An 18,404-nucleotide genomic window follows, 5' to 3' on the forward strand; every position below is an offset into this window, starting at 1 on the left:
GTTTTACCCCGTTACGACGACGCCGCCATCGACGGCCATGCACTGCCCAGTCATGGCCCGGCTGGCGTTTGAAGCCAGGAACAAGGTCGGTGCGATCATGTCCTCGGGCGTCAGGTGTTCTTTCAGGCATTGGCGATCCAGATGGGCGGCCAGATCCTCGGGCGTGGCCCACATATCCAGTTGTTTTTGCGTCAGAACCCAGCCGGGGGCCAGCGCATTAACGCGGATGTTCTTTGGCCCAAGCTCGCGCGCCAAAGATCGCGTCATTCCAGTGATCCCGGCGTTCGAAGTGGTGTAGATCGGATAACCGGAATTGCCCATCATGTAACTGATTGAGCTGAAATTGACGATCGCTCCGCCTTTGCCCTGCATCTGGCGGGCGGCCTCCTGACAGGCAAAGTAATAGGCCTTGAGGTTCACCTCGATCATCCAGTCCCAGAAGTCCGGTGTCGTTTCCTCAAGCGCGTGGCGTTTGTCGTTGGCGGCGTTGTTGATTAGCACGTTCAGGGGGCCATGCGCTTCGGCGGCCTTTTGCATTGTGGCATGCAACAATTCGGTATCCGTCATGTCGCCCTGCATGAACAGCGGCTCGCGGCCGTGTTTGTCACGCATCTCTTCGACGAAACCGGTGGCGTCCGAACGGCCGATGAAGGCGACGTTTGCGCCTTGGGCCAGAAACCCATCCGTCAGCGCGGCGCCGACGCCTGCGCCGCCACCGGTAATATAGACGGATGCGCCGTTCAGGTCGTGGAAGGTGGCGGGTTGGTTCATCAGTGGCTCTCTCTGGTCACAAGGCGGGTGTCTTTGCCGACAAGGAAATCAAGGTCTGCGCCCTGATCGGCCTGCAGCACGTGGTCGATATAGAGTTTCGCATAACCGCGCGTGTAATGCGGCGCGTCCGGTTGCCATTCAGCGTGGCGGGCGTCCAGTTCCATTTGGTCGACTAGCAGTTCCAGCTCTCCCTTACTGGCGGAAACACGGATACGGTCGCCGGTTTTCACCAGCGCAAGAGTGCCGCCCGCCTGTGCCTCGGGGCAGACATGCAGGATTACGGTTCCGAATGCAGTGCCGGACATACGGGCGTCCGAGACGCGGATCATGTCGCGCACACCCTCTTTCACCAGCCGCGCGGGGATCGGCATATTGCCGACCTCGGGCATGCCAGGATAGCCCTTAGGGCCGCAGCCTTTGAGCACCAGAATGCTCTCAGCCGTCACCGGCAGATCGTCGCGGTCTATGTTGGCCTTCAGGTCTTCGATGTTTTCAAAGACGTAAGCTTCAGCCTCGGTTTCCAATAGCGTATCCGTCGCGGCCGAGGGTTTTACGATCGCACCGTTCGGTGCCAGATTGCCCCTCAGTACGCGAAGGCCCGCAGCTGGTTTCACGGGATCATCAAAGGGACGGATGACGTCGCGGTTAAAACATTCTGCGCCTTCATAGTGGGCCGAGATATCTTTGTTCAAAACCGTCTTCGCAGGCCGCAGAAAGGGTTTCAGTTCTGACAGGACGACGGGAACCCCACCTGCATAACAGAAGTCTTCCATCAGGTATCGGCCCGAGGGCATGCAGTTGACCAGCAGCGGGATTTCCGAGCCGATCTCGAAATCCTTTAGCGTCAGTTCAACGCCTATACGCCCCGCCAGAGCCAGCAGATGCACCACAGCATTTGTCGATCCACCCACGGCGGCATTGGCGAGAATTGCGTTTTCAAAAGCTTCCTTGGTCAGGATGTCCGAGGGTTTGAGGTCTTCGTCCACCATCTCGACAATGCGTTTCCCGGTCAGATGGGCCAGCGCCATGCGCCGTGCGTCCACGGCGGGCAGGGCGGCGTTGGTGGGCAGGCTCATGCCCATCGCTTCGACCAGCGAAGCCATTGTGCTTGCTGTTCCCATGGTCATGCAGACACCGGCGCTGCGCGACATGCCGGATTCTGCGTTCATGAAATCCTGCAGGGTCATCTCCCCGGCGCGTACAGCCTCGGAGAATTTCCAAACATCTGTACCTGAGCCGATATCTTGCCCACGATACTTGCCGTTCAACATCGGGCCAGAACTGACCACGATGGAGGGCAGGTCGACCGAGGCTGCACCCATCAATTGCCCCGGCGTGGTCTTGTCACAACCACCCAGCAGAACTACGCCATCAATGCCATAGGCGCGGATCGACTCTTCGACATCCATCGCCAGCAGGTTGCGGAACAACATGGCGGTGGGCTTCATCTGTGTTTCGCCCAGCGACATCACCGGGAACTCGACCGGAAAGCCCCCGGCCTCCCACACACCGCGTTTGACCCCTTCGGCCAGATCACGCAGGCCCGAGTTGCACGGCGTCAATTCCGACCATGTGTTGCAGATGCCGATGATGGGGCGCCCGTCAAAAGCGTGATCAGGAAAGCCCTGGTTTTTCATCCACGAGCGGTGGATGAACCCGTCTTTGTCCAACTTGCCATACCAGTGCTGTGATCGGCGTTTCTTTGTCATTTTAATCTGCCTTCTATACTTCGGGTCAGGCGGCTTTTGCGGGTTTGCACCAATCCGGCAACCAGTCCGCATGAGCAACGAGCAGGTCATCGACCAGATTGCGGATTTGGCGCAGATCCAGTTCGGCTGCTGTGTGCGGATCCATCATAGCGGCGTGATATATGTATTCGGGGTTCTGGTCGACCAGCGCGCGGACCGTCAGTTCTTGCACGTTGATCTGGCTGCGCATCAGAGCGATCAATTGCGGTGGGATGTTGGTCACGACCGAGGGCTGCACGCCGTTGCTGTCTACCAAACAAGGGGTTTCAACCGCAGTCCCCAAGGGCAGTTGCGGGATTTGGCCGGTGTTGGGCAGGTTGCCATAGGCCACGTAAGGCGTGTCGGTAATGATAGCGTTCATTAGATCGGCGGCGAATTCGTGGCTGCGGGTGACCACGATATCGCGCCCGTCGGTCAGGGTCTTGGCCTGCTCCTTCCAACTTGCCACCTGTTCCACGCAGCGGGTCGGGTATTCGTCCAGCGGGATCGAGAATTGCTCAATCAGGTCCTGTCGCCCATCCTTGATGAACCACGGCACGTATTCCGCCAGATGCTCGGAGCTTTCGGTGCAGAAATAGCCCAGATGATCCATAACCTCATACCGGACCTTGTTGGGGCAGCGTGGCATTAGCAATGGGGCCTTGGGTATCTGGCTGCTTGCATAACCCTGCCGCAAAGCGGGGTAGAGATCGCGCCCTTGATGTTCCAGTCGCAGAAAGAAGGCGACGTGATTGACGCCAGCGACCTTGTAACGGATGTCGTCCTTGGGAAGGTCCAGATCATTGGCCAGCTCCTCGACCGTGTTCTGCACCGAGTGGCACAGGCCAACATGTTTCAACGCCGGAAACTGATCGGCCAGCGCCCAGGTATTGATCGCCATAGGGTTGACGTATTGCAACAGTGTCGCATTCGGGCACAGCTGCATCATGTCCTGTGCGACATTCCACAAAACCGGAACCGTGCGCAGGCCGCGCATAATGCCGCCAATACCCAACGTGTCGGCGATGGTCTGGCGCAACCCGTATTGCTTGGGGATCTCAAAATCGGTGACTGTGCAGGGCTCATACCCACCGATCTGGAAGGCGGTGATTACGAAGTCCGCCCCATCCAGCGCCGCGCGGCGGTCTGTGTGAGTGGACACGGTTGCGCCCGACCCGACCGAACGGATCATGGCGCGGGCGACTGCTTCGCTTTCGGCCAGACGTTCGGGGTCGATATCCATCAGCGCAAAATGGCTTTCAGCCAGCGCCGGAGTCAGTAGAACATCTCCCACGATATTCTGCATGAAGATTGTAGAACCCGCGCCGATAAAGGTGATCTTTGTCATTTAACTGCTCCGAGGGTCAGGCCCGCGATGAAGTGTTTTTGCATCAGGAAGAACATGGCCACCGGCGGCAGGGCTGCGACGATGGAACCGGCGCTCATCAACTGATAGGCGGCGCGATATTGTGCGTTAAAACTAGTGATGCCTGCGGTGACAGGTTGGCTTTCGGCGCCCTGGGTCAAGACAATGGCCCAGAAATAATCGTTCCAAATGAAGGTGAAAATCAGCACGCTGAGCGCTGCAATCGCAGGTTTCATAAGTGGCAGGACCACGTACCAGAATATGCGCCATTCGCTGATGCCCTCGACCCGGGCCGCTTCGATCAGCTCAAAGGGCAGGGCGCGGATAAAGTTGCGCATGAACAGGGTGCAGAACCCAGTCTGGAAGGCGATGTGGAACAGCACGAGCCCGGTTTTGGTGTTGTAGAGACCCAGTTGCAGGGTGAGGTCGCGGACCGGAACCATCAGGATCTGGAAGGGCACAAAATTGCCAGCCACGAACATGAAGAAAATCCACAGGTTCGAGCGAAATTTGTAAATCCCCAGCGCGAACCCGGTCATGCAACTGAGTGCAACGGCTCCGATTACCGTAGGAATGGTAATTAGGAACGAGTTCAGCAGGTATCGTGGCATGTCCGAGTTGAAGAACACCTGCCCGTAGTTGAACGCTCCTTCAAAGCTGGACGGCATGCCCCAATAGTTCGCGTTGGTGAAATCCGCAGCCGGTTTGACCGAGAACAGGGCGACCGCCAGCAGAGGGCCCAACCAGAGCAGCAAAGCCACGGGCAGCATGGCCTGATAGCTGATCTGTGCGGCGCGGGATTGCTTTTCGATAGGTTTGGGAAACATCTCAGTGCCCCCTTTCTTCGCGATACATCGACCACAGGAAATAGGCGATGAAGCAGAGCATGATGAGGAACAGGACCACGGCGATGGCTGCACCATACCCCATGCGGAAGCCGTATTCGGACAGTGCGACCTCGAACATGTAATAAGCCAGTACGCGAGATGAGCCGAACGGACCGCCTTGGGTCATGATCGAAATCAGGTCGAAAGAGCGCAACGCGCCGATGATGGTCACGACGAAAGCGATGAATGTTGCGGGGCGTAGTTGCGGTAGGATGATGTGCCAGAGCATCCGCAGGCCCTTGGCGCCGTCCAAACGCCCGGCCTCGATCTGTTCGGGGTCCACCGCGTTCAGGCCGGTCAGGTAGAGGATCATGCAGTAGGCTGTTTGCGGCCAGAGACCGGCGAAGATGATGCCATAGGTGACAAAGCGCTCGTCCCCCAGGACGTTCAGCGGTCCGAGGCCGAACAGACCGAGGAACTCGTTGAGCAGGCCGAATGTCGGGTCATAGAACCAGGTGAACACAAGGCCGACAACGACCTGAGAAATAACGAAGGGGAAGAAGAACAGTGATTTGTACAGACGGATGCCCCAGACCGTCTGGTTCAGGAACAGCGCGATGAACAGGCCTGCCGGTATTGCGCCGAGATAGAGGATCAGCCAGATCAGGTTGTTCTTGAGGGAGATGTAGAACGCATCCCGATCTACCCACTCCCAATAGAGGTCTTCATAGTTGCGAAATCCAACATATTCCGCTGCACCCAGCCCGTCCCACTCATAGAGCGAAAGGTTGAAGGACTGGAACAAGGGGATGATCACATAGACCATGAAGAACAGCAGGCCCGGGGCCAGAAACAGCCACGGAGCGATACGTTGTTGGTTTCTGTGGAACCAGCTTTCCTGTTCCATATCTGCGGCAGGGGTCATGGTTTTGTTCCGGTTAAGGTGCTGGCGGGCCAATGCCCGACTTATCGCCAAGATCCGAATGGGCCGGACTTTGACCCGGCCCATTCTTGATCAGTTCTCGTAGATACGCCCACGCGCGCGTTCAAGCTTGGCCAAAATCCGATCCAGATTATCTGGCTTGACCATGAATTCCTGGAACCCTTCCATTGAGACTTTGGCCATCTCTGCGGGTGCATCGCGATCCCAGAACTGGGCAATACCGCCGGGGCTGTTGGTGGACAGCATTTCAAAGCCCTGCTGCAGGAACTTGTCATTATCCACCGACGACTGGGCGTTCACCGGCAGCTGGCCAAGGTTTGCACCATTGTTGATCTCGGTCTGTTCGTCTGCAGACACCACGAAACGCAGGAACTCGCGCGCGGCTTCCTTGTTTGCGGCATTGGCCGGGATGTGGAACGTGTCGGTGGGTGCATCTTCGGCCAGTTCAACGTCGGGATTGATCGCAACAAACTGATAGAAGTCCAATTGGTCATCCGTAAGACCCGCTTCGCGCAAGGGTGCAACAGCGAAGTTACCCAGCAATATGGCCGAAGCATCGCCTTGAACCATAAGGGGAAGCGATTCCTGCCAGCTGCGCGCTGTGTGGTCGTCGGGGAACGCGCCCAAGTCGAGAAGCTGTTTCCAGTTTGCAAAAGTCTGCTTTACGCGATCATCTTCCCAGCTGATTTCGCCATTGGCGAGCTGGTTATGGAAGTCGAACCCGTTGGTGCGCATGTTCAGGTAATCGAACCAACCGCCAGCGGTCCAATAGTTTCGTGTTCCGATCGTATAGCATACTCGTCCTGAATCGACGATCTTTTGACAATTGACCAGCTCTTCTTCCCACGTTGTGGGTTCAGTCAGGCCCAGTTCATCAAAGATGTCTTTGCGGTAGTAAACACCCCATTGATAGTATGTATAGGGAACGCCCCATTGCTTACCATCAAGGGTCATCGCACCTTTGGTAGAGGCCAGATTCTCTGCAATCTCGGGCTCAGCCCACAGGTCTGAGACGTCCTCGAAAAGGCCGGCCTCGACATAGGGCTTCATTCGGTTGGCTGCATACCAGTTGGCAACGTCCGGTGTGTCCGCAGTCAGAAAGTTGCGGATCTGCGTCTTATACGCCTCGCGGTCTATCACCGTGATTTCGATTTCCAACCCCGGATGCTGTTGTGCGAACCGGTCGATCATCGCCTCCATCGTCGCTCGGGGCGCCGGGTTCGATGTATCGAGGAAGATTCTCAGCTCGCCGGACAGTTCGGCTGCAACGGGCGCAGCAAGTGCCACACTGGCCGCCAGCGCCACCGCAGTACGCTTGAACATGGAATGCATGGTTTCCTCCCTTAGCTTCCACTTAATGTTCCAAATAATGAAACCGTGTTTTATATATTGAAAACTACACATCGACTCGGTTAGTCTTGTCAAGACCCTCGTGACAATGGTGATGGGTCAATGGGAGGAGAACAGACGCCCGTGGCAGGTGACGGAACAATAGGAAAAGCATGTGATGTGCTGGATCAGGTGGCGGCTTTTGCACGCCCGGTCCGATTTGCGGAACTGTTGGAGAGCAGTACTTTCCCTAAGGCGACGCTCTACCGATTTCTGCAAACGCTGACCAATCAGGGCATGCTGTCATACGATCCGGACCGGCAGACCTATACGCCCGGTCTGCGACTGGTGCGATTGGCGCATGCGGCGTGGACGCAAAGCTCGCTGGCGCCGATAGCGAGGCCGTTTCTGGATGCGCTGAGCGCCGAAACAGGGGAAACGGTGCATCTGGCGCAATTGGATTCAAGCCAGGTGCTGTATGTGGACAAGCGCAACGCCGCCCAGCCGATCGAGATGTATTCGCAGGCGGGGAAAGTCGGCCCGGCCTATTGTACCGGTGTCGGTAAGGCGATGATGGCATATCTGGATGACGTCGCGCTCGACCGCGCCGTGTCTCAGCAAAGCTATCACCGGTTTACCGAAAAAACCCTGACATCCGAGGCGGCGCTGCGCGCTGATCTCGACCTGATCCGCAGTCGAGGATACGCCGTCGACGATGAAGAGCACGAGCCCGGCATCATCTGTATCGCTTGTCCGATTCTGACGTCCGGAGGGCGGATGCTGGGGGCGATTTCGGTCACCGGATCGACCGAGCGGATGAATTTCGAACAATTGGAAACCTGGGTTCCCCGTGTTCGCCGAGTGGCCGAACAGATCGGAGCCGAAGCACAGGCCTGGCGGTTCCCCGAGACCCGCCCGAACGCCGACAAAGACAGGATACAAGCGACATGACAGGTGTGACTCTGAACCAAGCGATCAAGCGGTATGGTGAAACGCAGGTTATTCATGGCATCGATCTGGAAATCGAGGATGGCGAGTTCTGCGTGTTCGTTGGCCCCTCGGGGTGTGGCAAATCCACTTTGCTTCGGATGATTGCGGGACTTGAAGACACCACAAATGGGCAAATTCATATCGGGATGCGCGATGTGACCCATATGGACCCGGCCAAGCGTGGCGTGGCGATGGTGTTCCAGACCTATGCTTTGTATCCACACATGACCGTAGCCGAGAATATGGGTTTTGGTCTGCGCATGAACGGGGTTCCCAAGTCCGAGATCGACCAGAAAGTGCAACAGGCGTCGAATATCCTGAAGCTGGATCAGTACCTCAAGCGTAAGCCCAAAGCCTTGTCCGGCGGTCAGCGTCAGCGCGTCGCCATTGGCCGTGCCATCGTGCGGGGCCCTGAGGTATTTCTGTTCGACGAACCTCTGTCCAACCTCGATGCAGAACTGCGCGTCGAGATGCGGGTGGAAATCGCGCGCCTGCATAATGAGATCGGCGCAACGATGATCTATGTGACCCATGATCAGGTCGAGGCGATGACCATGGCCGATAAAATCGTGGTGCTACGTGATGGTCGGATTGAACAGGTCGGCGCGCCAATGGACCTGTATCGAGACCCGGACAATCGCTTTGTGGCGGGATTTATCGGCTCACCGGCGATGAATTTTCTGGAGTGCGATTTCGCGGAAGGCAAAGTCTCGCATCCGGCGCTTGGTGCGCCTTTGGAGGTGGCGGTCAATGTGCCTTCGGGTCTGAACAAAGTGACGCTGGGTATTCGCCCGGAACATATCGAGGTTGATCGTGCGGGTGATACCTGCACCGTGGATCTGACCGAGGCGCTTGGTGGGGTGAGCTATTCCTATCTGTTGACCCCAAATGGCGACAAGCTGATCGTCGAAGAACGTGACGACCAGCGCAGTAAGCAGGGGGAACGTATCGGCATCACAGTGCGCACAGACCGCGCCATGCTGTTCGATCCCGAGAGCGGGCAACGGTTCCGGTAACAGCGAAACCCAGAACCAAACAGAACGCGCCGGTTTTGCCGATCCGGCACGTTTTTTGTCGGTAGCAATTTTTCTGGATTTTGTATCCAATATCCGTTATGGCGAGTTGAAAGGGTTCATTCCGCCCGCTCTTACGCTGCATTCTGGAAGGATAGCTCCGATGTCGACCAATGTTTTCACCGGCACCATGCCTGCGCTTATGACCCCTTGTAAGGCCGATCGGACGCCTGATTTCGATGCGCTGGTACGCAAGGGAAGGCAGATGATCGATGCGGGCATGTCGGCGGTGGTCTATTGCGGCTCGATGGGGGATTGGCCGCTGCTGACCGACGCGCAGCGCATGGAAGGCGTCGAACGACTGATTGATGCAGGATTGCCGGTTGTGGTCGGGACCGGGGCGATCAATACAAAATCAGCAGTGGCCCATGCGGCCCATGCGCAAAAGATGGGTGCTGTTGGCTTGATGGTGATCCCACGCGTGTTGTCGCGCGGCAGCTCTCCGACCGCGCAAAAGAACCATTTCAAGGCGATTCTGACCGCAGCGCCCGATGTACCTGCGATTATTTACAACAGCCCGTATTATGGGTTTTCCACGCGGGCGGACCTGTTTTTTGCCCTGCACGCTGAACATCCCAATCTGATTGGGTTCAAGGAATTCGGCGGCAAGGACGATCTGCGATACGCGGCCGAAAACATTACCGCTCAGGATGATCAGGTGACCCTGATGGTGGGTGTCGATACCGAAGTTTACCACGGCTTCGTCAATTGCGGCGCGACCGGGTCGATCACTGGGATCGGCACCGCGTTGCCGCGCGAGGCGTTGTTGCTGGCAGCGCTGTCCAAAAAGGCGGCTCAAGGGGATGCCGAAGCCCGCCAGCGCGCACAGGAACTGACCGAAGCGATCCAAGTGCTGTCCAGCTTTGACGAAGGCCCGGATCTGGTGCTGTATTACAAGCATCTTCTGGTGCTGAACGGAGAACAGGAATACCGTTTGCACTTTAACGAAACGGACGAGTTGACCGATGCGCAGCGGAACTATTGCGAACAGCAATACGATCTGTTCCGCGCATGGTTCGCTGACTGGTCCAAACAGGGCGGGGTGATCGCTGAATGCATGTGATCGACAGCCACACCGGGGGTGAGCCGACGCGGGTCATCCTAAGCGGCGCACCCGATCTGGGGTCCGGTTCTTTAGCCGAACGCGCCCATTGGTTGGCAACAGAACATGAGGCATTCTACCGATCGATCATGCTGGAACCTCGCGGACAGCCCGCCATGGTAGGCGCGCTGCTGGTCGAGCCGGTTGATACCACCTGCGTCACTGGCGTGATCTATTTCGACGTGGATGCCGTGCTAGGCATGTGCGGCCACGGCACCATCGGGCTGACCGTTACACTGGCGCATCTGGGGCGGATCAGTGTAGGACAACATCGGATCGAAACACCTGCCGGGGTAGTTACGGTTGAGCTGCACGACGCCAACACCGTCACCGTCACGAATATCGAAAGCCGCCGGGTACATCGCGGCGTGACCCTGGATGTGCCGGGCTATGGCGCAGTGACCGGGGATGTGGCCTATGGAGGCAACTGGTTTTTCATCGTCGATCCCAGCCCGATACCGGTGGAAACCGGTAACATCCGTGCGCTAACCGATATGACGATCGGGATTCGAGAGGCCTCAATTGCGCAAGGGATTGGCGGAGAGCAGGGCGATCCGATAGACCACGTCGTCTTTCAGGATGCTTCACCAGATTCAGGCGTCCACAGCCGCAACTTTGTTCTGTGTCCGGACGACAATTATGACCGGTCCCCGTGCGGCACCGGAAGTTCAGCGCGGCTGGCCTGTCTGGCCGCAGATGGGCTGCTGAAACCTGGCGAAGAGATCGTGCAACACAGTGTCATCGGCAGCGCCTATCGCCTGTCCTATCAGCGCGGAGCGAACGGTGGCGTCATCCCGTCAATCACTGGTCAGGCCCATATCATGGCCGAAGCGAAGCTGATCTTTGATGAAAATGATCCCTTCAAGATGGGCATCAACTTATGACCCCTCAGGTCGTTGTGATTGGCGCTGGCGTGATCGGCATCGCAACGGCCCTGGAGTTGCGACGCTGCGGTCATTCCGTACTGGTTCTGGATCGAGAGGGCGTCGCGGCACAGGCCTCGGCCGGGAACGCGGGTGCTTTTGCCTTTTCCGAGGTTGAACCTCTGGCAACTCCTGGCATCCTGTGGAAAGCGCCAAAATGGTTGTTGGACCCACTGGGGCCGCTCTCCATCCCGCCCAGCTATGCCTTGAAGATCGCGCCGTGGATGTTTCGGTTCTGGCGTGCAAGCCGTGCGGGGTCCTATCAAAACCATCTGAGTGCTCAGGCCAGCCTGATGGAACATTCTGCTGCCGCGCTGACCCGCCTGATCGCCGATGTTGACGGTGAACCCATGTTGCAGCGCGACGGGCAGATGCAGCTGTATGAAAGCGAAGCGGAATTCCGCGCCAGCCTGCCCGCGTGGGAACTGCGGCGGCAACATGGGATCGAGTTTGAACTGCTGGAAGGCCGCGCAGCAATTGCCGAAAAACAACCTGGCCTGAGCCCCCGTTTTACCCACGCAGGTTTTACGCCGAACTGGATGAACACCGTCGACCCGAAGAAATGGGTCAACCATCTGGCTCAGACCTTTCGCGATCGGGGTGGAGAGATTGAAATTCAAGAGATCCGCGCACTAACCTCTTTTGATGGCATCGTGCGGATCACGACCGCAGACGGTGAAATCAAGGCGGAAAAAATTGTCCTGTGCGCAGGCGCGTGGTCACATCACCTTGCCCGAACCCTGGGCGATCACATTCCGCTTGAAACTGAGCGCGGCTATAACACCACATTGCCCGCAGGCGCGTTTGACCTCCGCATGCACCTGACATTCTCAGGCCACGGGTTTGTTGCCACTCGGATCAATGGCGGTGTACGGATCGGCGGAGCGGTCGAATTGGGCGGCTTGACCCTGCCACCGAACTACAAACGGGCCGATACGTTGCTAAAGAAGGCCGCGCAATTTCTGCCCGGATTGAACATCGATGGGGGGGCACAGTGGATGGGGTTTCGCCCGTCTCTGCCAGATAGCCTGCCGGTGATCGGAGCCTCGCCAAAGGCGCAAAATGTCATCTATGCTTTTGGCCACGGCCATCTGGGTCTGACGCAAGCGGCGGGAACGGCCGAACTGGTCGGTGCTTTGATTGACGGGCAGCCCCCTCAGATTTCACTGATCCCTTTCTCCGCTACCCGGTTTTAAGGACAAGACATGCGCAGCATCAAAACCATCCACGTGATCTCGGCCCATGCAGAAGGTGAAGTGGGGGATGTTATTGTCGGTGGGGTCCAGCCACCGCCGGGCGAAACCCTATGGGATCAGCGCGCATTCATTGCCCGGGATCAGACTCTGCGCAATTTCGTACTGAACGAACCCCGCGGCGGAGTGTTCCGCCATGTCAATCTGTTGGTGCCGCCCAAACACCCTGAGGCTGATGCTGCCTTTATCATCATGGAGCCCGAAGACACGCCGCCCATGTCCGGATCGAACTCGATCTGCGTGTCCACTGTGCTGCTGGATGGAGGGATTGTCCCAATGCAGGAGCCCGAAACCCGGATAACGCTCGAGGCTCCGGGCGGGTTAGTACGTGTCCGGGCCGAATGCCGACACGGCAAGGCCGAGCGTATCCACGTGCAGAACCTGCCCAGTTTCGCCGACAAGATTGCGGTGCCATTGGAGATTCCGGGTATCGGCACTTTGACCGTGGATACGGCCTATGGCGGCGACAGCTTTGTTGTGGTTGATGCCGCCGCACTTGGGGTCGAGATCGTCGAAAGCGAGGCCCGCGACATCGCGCGCATCGGTGTGGCGATTACGAACGCTGCCAATGAACAGCTTGGCTTTGTCCATCCTCAGAACCCGGACTGGAACCACATTTCGTTTTGTGCCTTTTGCGGTCCGCTTAAAGCCAACGAAATCGGAATGACCGGCAAATCGGCCGTGGCCATCCAGCCGGGCAAGGTCGACCGTTCGCCCACCGGCACAGCGGTGTCGGCACGCATGGCGCTGATGGCGGCAAAGGGGCAGATGACGGTCGGGCAAACCTTCGAGGCGGTCTCGATCATCGGCTCTCGCTTTATCGGTCGGATTTTCGAAGAAACCCGCGTCGGCGACCGCCCGGCCATTGTCCCCGAGATCAGCGGTCGCGGCTGGATTACCGGCACCCATCAGCACATGCTGGACCCGGACGATCCCTGGCCTAGTGGGTATCGGCTAAGCGACACGTGGGGTGTGTGATCTTTATGCCCTATTTACAGTCAATTGGCAGATCGCTCCTCTTGTGGTTGATTTAGAAACCACCACCTTAAGGTGAGTGCCAATGACCCAAAAGAGCCTTGATGCATTTACGTATTGCTGCCCTGATTGTTGTGATTGCCGCCTTGGTGTTGTCGTTTAACTCTCCATCCAGATCAGAAGCGAAATACACAAAGCTAACCGCATCATGTCTCGGGAACAAAGGAGGCACATCCCACGTAGTCGGCGCGTACACCACGTTGATGGAGGTTGAGGGGCTCACTCCGGTGCACAAAAGCACACTGTTTAGGGCACGTGGTTGGGCCTTTTACTGCGATCGCCAGTACAAGAACGCCATTTCGGACTATGCTCAGGCACTGGCTTTACGATCCAAAGATGCGATTGCGTTTCTGAGGCATGCTATAGCTTTAGACGCTCAGGGAAACAGCGAAGCGGCTGTAGCCGACTACGTAAAAACGTTGTCGATAGATCCAGACAACACGAATGCGTTGCTTGGAAAGTCGGAAATTGATGAAAGACAAGGAAGATTTGCTGAGGCTGTTCTAGAGTATGAACGGGTGCTTGATATTAAGCCTGATAGCCGAAAATGCGCTTATGCAATTGCCTATTTGCTAAATCAAGAAGACGGAAAAGATGGTTTAAAGACTTTTTTGGACCAGACTTCAGTGCGCTGGCCAGAACAGGTTTGGGCCTACGAGCTGCTTGTGGAATATCATCTTAGCTATGCCCGTGATTACCTTACCGCGTTGGCGGCTGTGTCAGAAGTTGAACGGTTGACGTCCGACATCAAGACAGTGCTGCGGTTATAAGCCCGTGTGCACCTCGAGATAGGTGATGAAAGGAAAGGGATAGAATACGTTCAAAAGCTTGCTGCATATCAGAATGAAGATGATGGCACAAAGAAAGGCATTGTCATAAAGCGGTGGTTCTACAATGCCATCGAATGGTATTTGTGGAGAAACAAAAAAGAAATGATGCTCCGCGGCCATCTCTACGCAGTTTTGGGGCGGCCGGACTTAGCGGTGCCAGAGTTGGAAAACGCTTTGCCATCCTTTGGATATAAAGGACGAAGAGAAATACTGGATGCCTTCGCCGACCAAGGAATATCATTTACACGCAAAGCATATGACAGTTCAAATGAGCATCTCAAAAAAGTGATTGCCGACTGCGTCTTACATGCTGGCAGATTGTTGGATCCGCTAAGGTTTCGCCCTGTAAGCGCGGTGCCGCACGATTTGGAAAAGATTTAGTTAGGCCTAACTAAACTGCTGAATGTTTCAACAACCACGGGTTTTCTCAACCCCGTGTCAATTTGCGCCCCCACTAGACGATTGATCCCAAGGCCAACCTGATTTAAGGGAGTTCCTGTCAAATCAGAGTTACCATTGGCGCGGCAGGAAAATCGCGCCTTATGTCAAGCCACGCAATTGTGGCACTCTCTTGGATCCCACGCCCCGAAAGGTGAAAAAAGGTAAAAGAATATGGCAGAAAAATCGAACTTCGATATATTGTATACCATTGTAGACGAAGCGCCCGAGCTGGCCAGCGCGTCCTTCCTGCCCATCATTCGCAAATTCGCTTCGGCGGCGGGTGTCAGCGTCGGCACAAAGGACATCTCGCTGGCAGGACGTATACTTGCAACCTTCCCCGAAAACCTGACGGATGAGCAGCGTATCACCGACGATTTGGCCGCATTGGGTGAACTGGTGAAGACACCCGAGGCCAATGTGATCAAGCTGCCGAATATTTCGGCTTCGGTGCCACAGCTGGCGGCTGCCATCGAAGAACTGCAATCGCAGGGCTACGATATTCCACATTACCCCGAAGAACCTTCGACCGAGGCGGAAAAGGCGATCCGCGCGCGCTATGACGCCATCAAGGGCTCGGCCGTGAACCCTGTTCTGCGGGAAGGCAACAGCGACCGTCGTGCCGCAAAGGCTGTTAAAAACTATGCTCAGAAAAACCCGCATTCGATGGGTGAATGGGCTGCTGACAGCAAGACCAAAGTGTCGTCGATGTCGGGCAATGATTTCTATGCCAACGAAAAATCGGCCACTATCACCGCTGCGCAAGCGGGCGACGCAAAGATCGAATTCGTCGGTAAAGACAGCAGCGTAACTGTTCTGAAAGATCACTGGCCACTGGCTGAAGGCACCGTTGCTGACGCGACCTTCATGTCGGTCAAAGCTCTGTCCGCCTTCCTGGCCAAGGCCATTGAAGACACCAAGAGTGACGGCACCATGTTCTCGCTGCATTTGAAAGCGACCATGATGAAAGTGTCAGACCCGATCATCTTTGGCTATGCCGTCAAAGCTTGGTTGGCACCGGTGTTCGAGAAATTCGGCGCGGAACTGGACGCGCTGGGTGTGAACCCGAACTCGGGTCTGGGTGATCTGCTGGACCGCGTCAAGGACAACGCCGAGATCGTGGCGGCCATTGACGCCCTGAAAGGCGACCGTCCATCCATGTACATGGTCGACAGCGACAAGGGTATCACCAACCTGCACGTGCCGTCGGATGTAATCATCGATGCCTCGATGCCCGCCGTAATCCGCGCGGGCGGCAAGGGCTGGGATGAGACCGGTGCCAAGGGCGACACCAACTGTGTGATCCCTGACCGTTGCTATGCCGGTGTCTATGACGAGGCCATCAATTTTTTCAAAGCCAATGGCGCGCTGAATCCTGCCACTGCTGGTGCGGTCGCCAACGTTGGTCTAATGGCGCAAAAGGCCGAGGAATACGGCTCGCACCCGACCACGTTCGAAGCACCGGCAGACGGGACCATCCGTATCGTGCTGGCAAGTGGTGATGTTCTGTTGTCGCATGAGGTAGAGGCCGGTGATATCTGGCGTGCCTGCACCGTGAAGAAAGCTCCGATCGAGAACTGGATTCAACTGGCGCTGGACCGTCAGCGTCTGACCGGTTCCGAGGCGATCTTCTGGCTGGACGCAAATCGCGCCCACGATGCCGAACTGATCAAATACGTCAAGCCTGCGCTTGAGGCGGCTGGCGTGGCCGACAAGTTCCTGGTCATGGCTCCGCGCGAAGCAACTCAGCAAAGTTTGCAGACGATCACCGCTGGCAAGGATTCGATAGCCATCACCGGCAATGTACTGCGCGATTATCTGACCGACCTTTTCCCGATCCTGGAACTGGGCACCTCGGCCAAGATGCTGTCCATTGTCAAACTGATGAATGGCGGCGGTCTGTTTGAAACCGGTGCGGGTGGTTCGGCCCCGAAACACGTGCAGCAATTGGTTGAAGAAAACCACCTGCGTTGGGATTCGATGGGTGAGTTCTGCGCGTTGGGTGAATCGCTGAACTTCCTGGCCGACAGCAAGGGCAACGCCAAGGCAGGCGTTCTGGGTGCCGCGGCCGAGTCCGCAACGCAGGGCATTCTGGACAACAACAAGTCGCCCAGCCGTAAAGTTGGCCAGCCCGACAACCGCGACAGCCACTATTGGTTTGCGCTGTACTGGGCCGAGGCTCTGGCGGCGCAGTCCGACGATGCCGATTTGGCGACCGAGTTTGCGCCAATCGCCAAAGAGCTGGCCGATAAGGAAGGTCAGATACTGGGTGAACTGGCCGCTGCGCAAGGCGCGCCGGCCGATCTGGGTGGGTACTACCACACCGATCCAGCCAAGGCTGCCGCTGTGATGCGCCCCAGCGCGACTTTGAATGCCATCATCGGTTGAATGCAAAAAGCCACGTCAATTGGCGTGGCTTTTTGACCTTAGAATAAGGTTTTGAATAGAAAAAAGGGCCGACCCCCAAAGCCGGCCCTTTTTGAGTGAGTGGGGAGGCTGCGCCTCTCCGGTATTGTTGATTCCAAAATATCACCCCAGATAATTTTCGATATTGGGGGATTCCCGTATCCTCGTCATTTGACGCAATCCATCCCAAATCTTTGACCGAAATTCCGCGCCTCGACAAAAAAGGGCCGGTCCTCAGACCAGCCCAAAAGATTTCAAGTGAACTGAAAGATCAGTTCGACGCTGCGTTCAGCTTTTCGTTCTGTTCGCGCAGGGTGTCTGAGATGATCGCGTACCATTCTCCGGATTCACGCATCTCGATCAGGCCTTTGTTCATCATCGCAATATATTCGCGAGCGAACGGGTTGGTGCGGTGCGCCAGGAAGCTCATTGATGACAAGGTGGACACATATGGGTTTTCAACGATGTCAGCCGAAGTCAGGCCCATGTCATTCATTGTCGAGGCGAACAGGTCAACTTCGAATGCCGCTACGTCTGCGGTACCGGTCAAAATAGCATCGAGGCATTCACGCGCCGAATTGGGCTGGACGACGTTGGAGTTCTCGCGGTTTAGACCAACTTCCTCTAGCACAACCATGCTCCAACCGGACATACGGCAGATAGTGGAACCTTCGAGATCTGCAAATGAGGTCGCACTCGCGTACTCGCTTTCCGGCAGCGTATAAAATCCACCGACTACGTCATAGACCGGTACCGAAGCGACAAACTGTGTACACCGAGCGGTTGTTTCATCAGACCATTCATAGGTCCTGTTGGTGCAGTCAGGGACAGTCCAAGCGATCGAAATGTCAAATGCTCCAAGCGGCAACAGAGTTTCCAGGTGCGAGCTCCAATCGTCAACAAAACTGACCGAGTATTCGCGTTGGTTGCCTGCGCGCTGAAGGCTGGTTGTCGCCAAGCGGGTCATGATTCCGCCGCCGTTCAGGGACTCAGTAGTAAACGGTTCCCACCCGTTGCCGGCTACCATTTTGATCGGCGGTGCGTAGACATTCGAACGTTTGACGCTTGCCGCACGCTGTTCTTCAGCGGCAATGACTTCCTGGGCCGACTGACCGTTTGGCAGGCTGCCGTCTTCACAAGGCAGGGCAAGAACCAGACCAGGGGCCAGATCGTTCGGGTTTGTGATCAGGTTGCGGTTCGCGTTGAAGATCGGCTGATAGTTCGAGGTGCCATAGGCCGCGATGGCGATGGTGGCCATCGTGTCACCATCCGTGACCGTATAGTTGGTGCAGGCTTCCTGCGCTGCTGCTGCGCCTGCGGTGAGTGTGAGGACGGCCGTAGCCGTCGTCACTTTGGCGTTGAGTTTTTGTTTTAGCATATTTTATTCCTCC

General features: G+C 56.7%; 16 protein-coding genes. 9 read left to right on the plus strand and 7 right to left on the minus strand.

Features of this window, described 5'->3' with window-relative positions:
- Positions 1-3: 3 nt before the first annotated feature.
- The 6 genes from ACR0DT_RS15945 to ACR0DT_RS15970 form a co-directional block, all read right to left on the minus strand.
- Positions 4-771: an SDR family NAD(P)-dependent oxidoreductase gene (locus tag ACR0DT_RS15945; RefSeq protein WP_480711708.1), complete on the minus strand. Its 768-nt coding sequence runs from the start codon at positions 769-771 to the stop codon at positions 4-6.
- Positions 771-2,480 (minus strand): IlvD/Edd family dehydratase, encoded by a 1,710-nt coding sequence (locus tag ACR0DT_RS15950; protein WP_480711709.1) that lies wholly within the window; start codon positions 2,478-2,480, stop codon positions 771-773. Before ACR0DT_RS15950 ends, ACR0DT_RS15945 begins: the two co-directional genes overlap by 1 nt.
- A gap of 25 nt (positions 2,481-2,505) precedes the next feature.
- Entirely contained in the window at positions 2,506-3,846 is a 1,341-nt protein-coding gene (gene melA, locus ACR0DT_RS15955) for an alpha-galactosidase (protein WP_480711710.1), read from the minus strand.
- Positions 3,843-4,691 carry a carbohydrate ABC transporter permease gene (locus ACR0DT_RS15960; protein WP_480711711.1) on the minus strand — a complete coding sequence of 283 codons (849 nt, stop codon included), beginning with the start codon at positions 4,689-4,691 and terminating at the stop codon, positions 3,843-3,845. The genes melA and ACR0DT_RS15960 overlap by 4 nt, the downstream gene beginning before the upstream one ends.
- Position 4,692: 1 nt before the next feature.
- On the minus strand, positions 4,693-5,616 hold the full coding sequence (locus ACR0DT_RS15965; RefSeq protein ID WP_480711712.1) for a carbohydrate ABC transporter permease: 924 nt from the start codon (positions 5,614-5,616) through the stop codon (positions 4,693-4,695).
- 90 nt (positions 5,617-5,706) lie between these two features.
- Positions 5,707-6,966, minus strand: a complete 1,260-nt coding sequence (locus ACR0DT_RS15970) for an ABC transporter substrate-binding protein (protein WP_480711713.1) — start codon at positions 6,964-6,966, stop codon at positions 5,707-5,709.
- Positions 6,967-7,107: 141 nt separating this feature from the next.
- On the opposite strand from ACR0DT_RS15970, the gene ACR0DT_RS15975 reads away from it, so the two are divergent.
- The 9 genes from ACR0DT_RS15975 to ACR0DT_RS16015 all read left to right on the plus strand — a co-directional run bounded on the left by ACR0DT_RS15975 (position 7,108) and on the right by ACR0DT_RS16015 (position 16,995).
- The gene (locus ACR0DT_RS15975) at positions 7,108-7,914 is read left to right on the plus strand and encodes an IclR family transcriptional regulator (RefSeq protein ID WP_480711824.1); all 807 of its coding nucleotides are present in this window, start codon (positions 7,108-7,110) and stop codon (positions 7,912-7,914) included.
- Positions 7,911-8,969, plus strand: coding sequence for an ABC transporter ATP-binding protein (locus ACR0DT_RS15980; protein WP_480711714.1), 1,059 nt, complete (start codon positions 7,911-7,913; stop codon positions 8,967-8,969). The genes ACR0DT_RS15975 and ACR0DT_RS15980 overlap by 4 nt, the downstream gene beginning before the upstream one ends.
- A gap of 160 nt (positions 8,970-9,129) precedes the next feature.
- On the plus strand, positions 9,130-10,089 hold the full coding sequence (locus tag ACR0DT_RS15985; protein WP_480711715.1) for a dihydrodipicolinate synthase family protein: 960 nt from the start codon (positions 9,130-9,132) through the stop codon (positions 10,087-10,089).
- Positions 10,080-11,012, plus strand: coding sequence for a 4-hydroxyproline epimerase (locus ACR0DT_RS15990; protein WP_480711716.1), 933 nt, complete (start codon positions 10,080-10,082; stop codon positions 11,010-11,012). The genes ACR0DT_RS15985 and ACR0DT_RS15990 overlap by 10 nt, the downstream gene beginning before the upstream one ends.
- Entirely contained in the window at positions 11,009-12,247 is a 1,239-nt protein-coding gene (locus tag ACR0DT_RS15995; protein WP_480711717.1) for an NAD(P)/FAD-dependent oxidoreductase, read from the plus strand. The genes ACR0DT_RS15990 and ACR0DT_RS15995 overlap by 4 nt, the downstream gene beginning before the upstream one ends.
- Before the next feature lie 9 nt (positions 12,248-12,256).
- Complete coding sequence (locus tag ACR0DT_RS16000) at positions 12,257-13,282, plus strand: trans-3-hydroxy-L-proline dehydratase (RefSeq protein WP_480711718.1); 1,026 nt, start codon at positions 12,257-12,259, stop codon at positions 13,280-13,282.
- Between the two features lie 101 nt (positions 13,283-13,383).
- Entirely contained in the window at positions 13,384-14,109 is a 726-nt protein-coding gene (locus ACR0DT_RS16005; RefSeq protein WP_480711719.1) for a tetratricopeptide repeat protein, read from the plus strand.
- A 6-nt stretch (positions 14,110-14,115) separates the two neighbouring features.
- Positions 14,116-14,550, plus strand: a complete 435-nt coding sequence (locus tag ACR0DT_RS16010; RefSeq protein ID WP_480711720.1) for a hypothetical protein — start codon at positions 14,116-14,118, stop codon at positions 14,548-14,550.
- A 231-nt stretch (positions 14,551-14,781) separates the two neighbouring features.
- Positions 14,782-16,995, plus strand: coding sequence for an NADP-dependent isocitrate dehydrogenase (locus ACR0DT_RS16015; protein WP_480711721.1), 2,214 nt, complete (start codon positions 14,782-14,784; stop codon positions 16,993-16,995).
- A 289-nt stretch (positions 16,996-17,284) separates the two neighbouring features.
- On the opposite strand, the gene ACR0DT_RS16020 is transcribed toward ACR0DT_RS16015, so the two are convergent.
- The gene (locus ACR0DT_RS16020; RefSeq protein ID WP_480711722.1) at positions 17,285-18,391 is read right to left on the minus strand and encodes a peptidoglycan-binding protein LysM; all 1,107 of its coding nucleotides are present in this window, start codon (positions 18,389-18,391) and stop codon (positions 17,285-17,287) included.
- Between the last annotated feature and the right edge of the window lie 13 nt (positions 18,392-18,404).

Source organism: Ruegeria sp. BI11, from assembly GCF_056538005.1.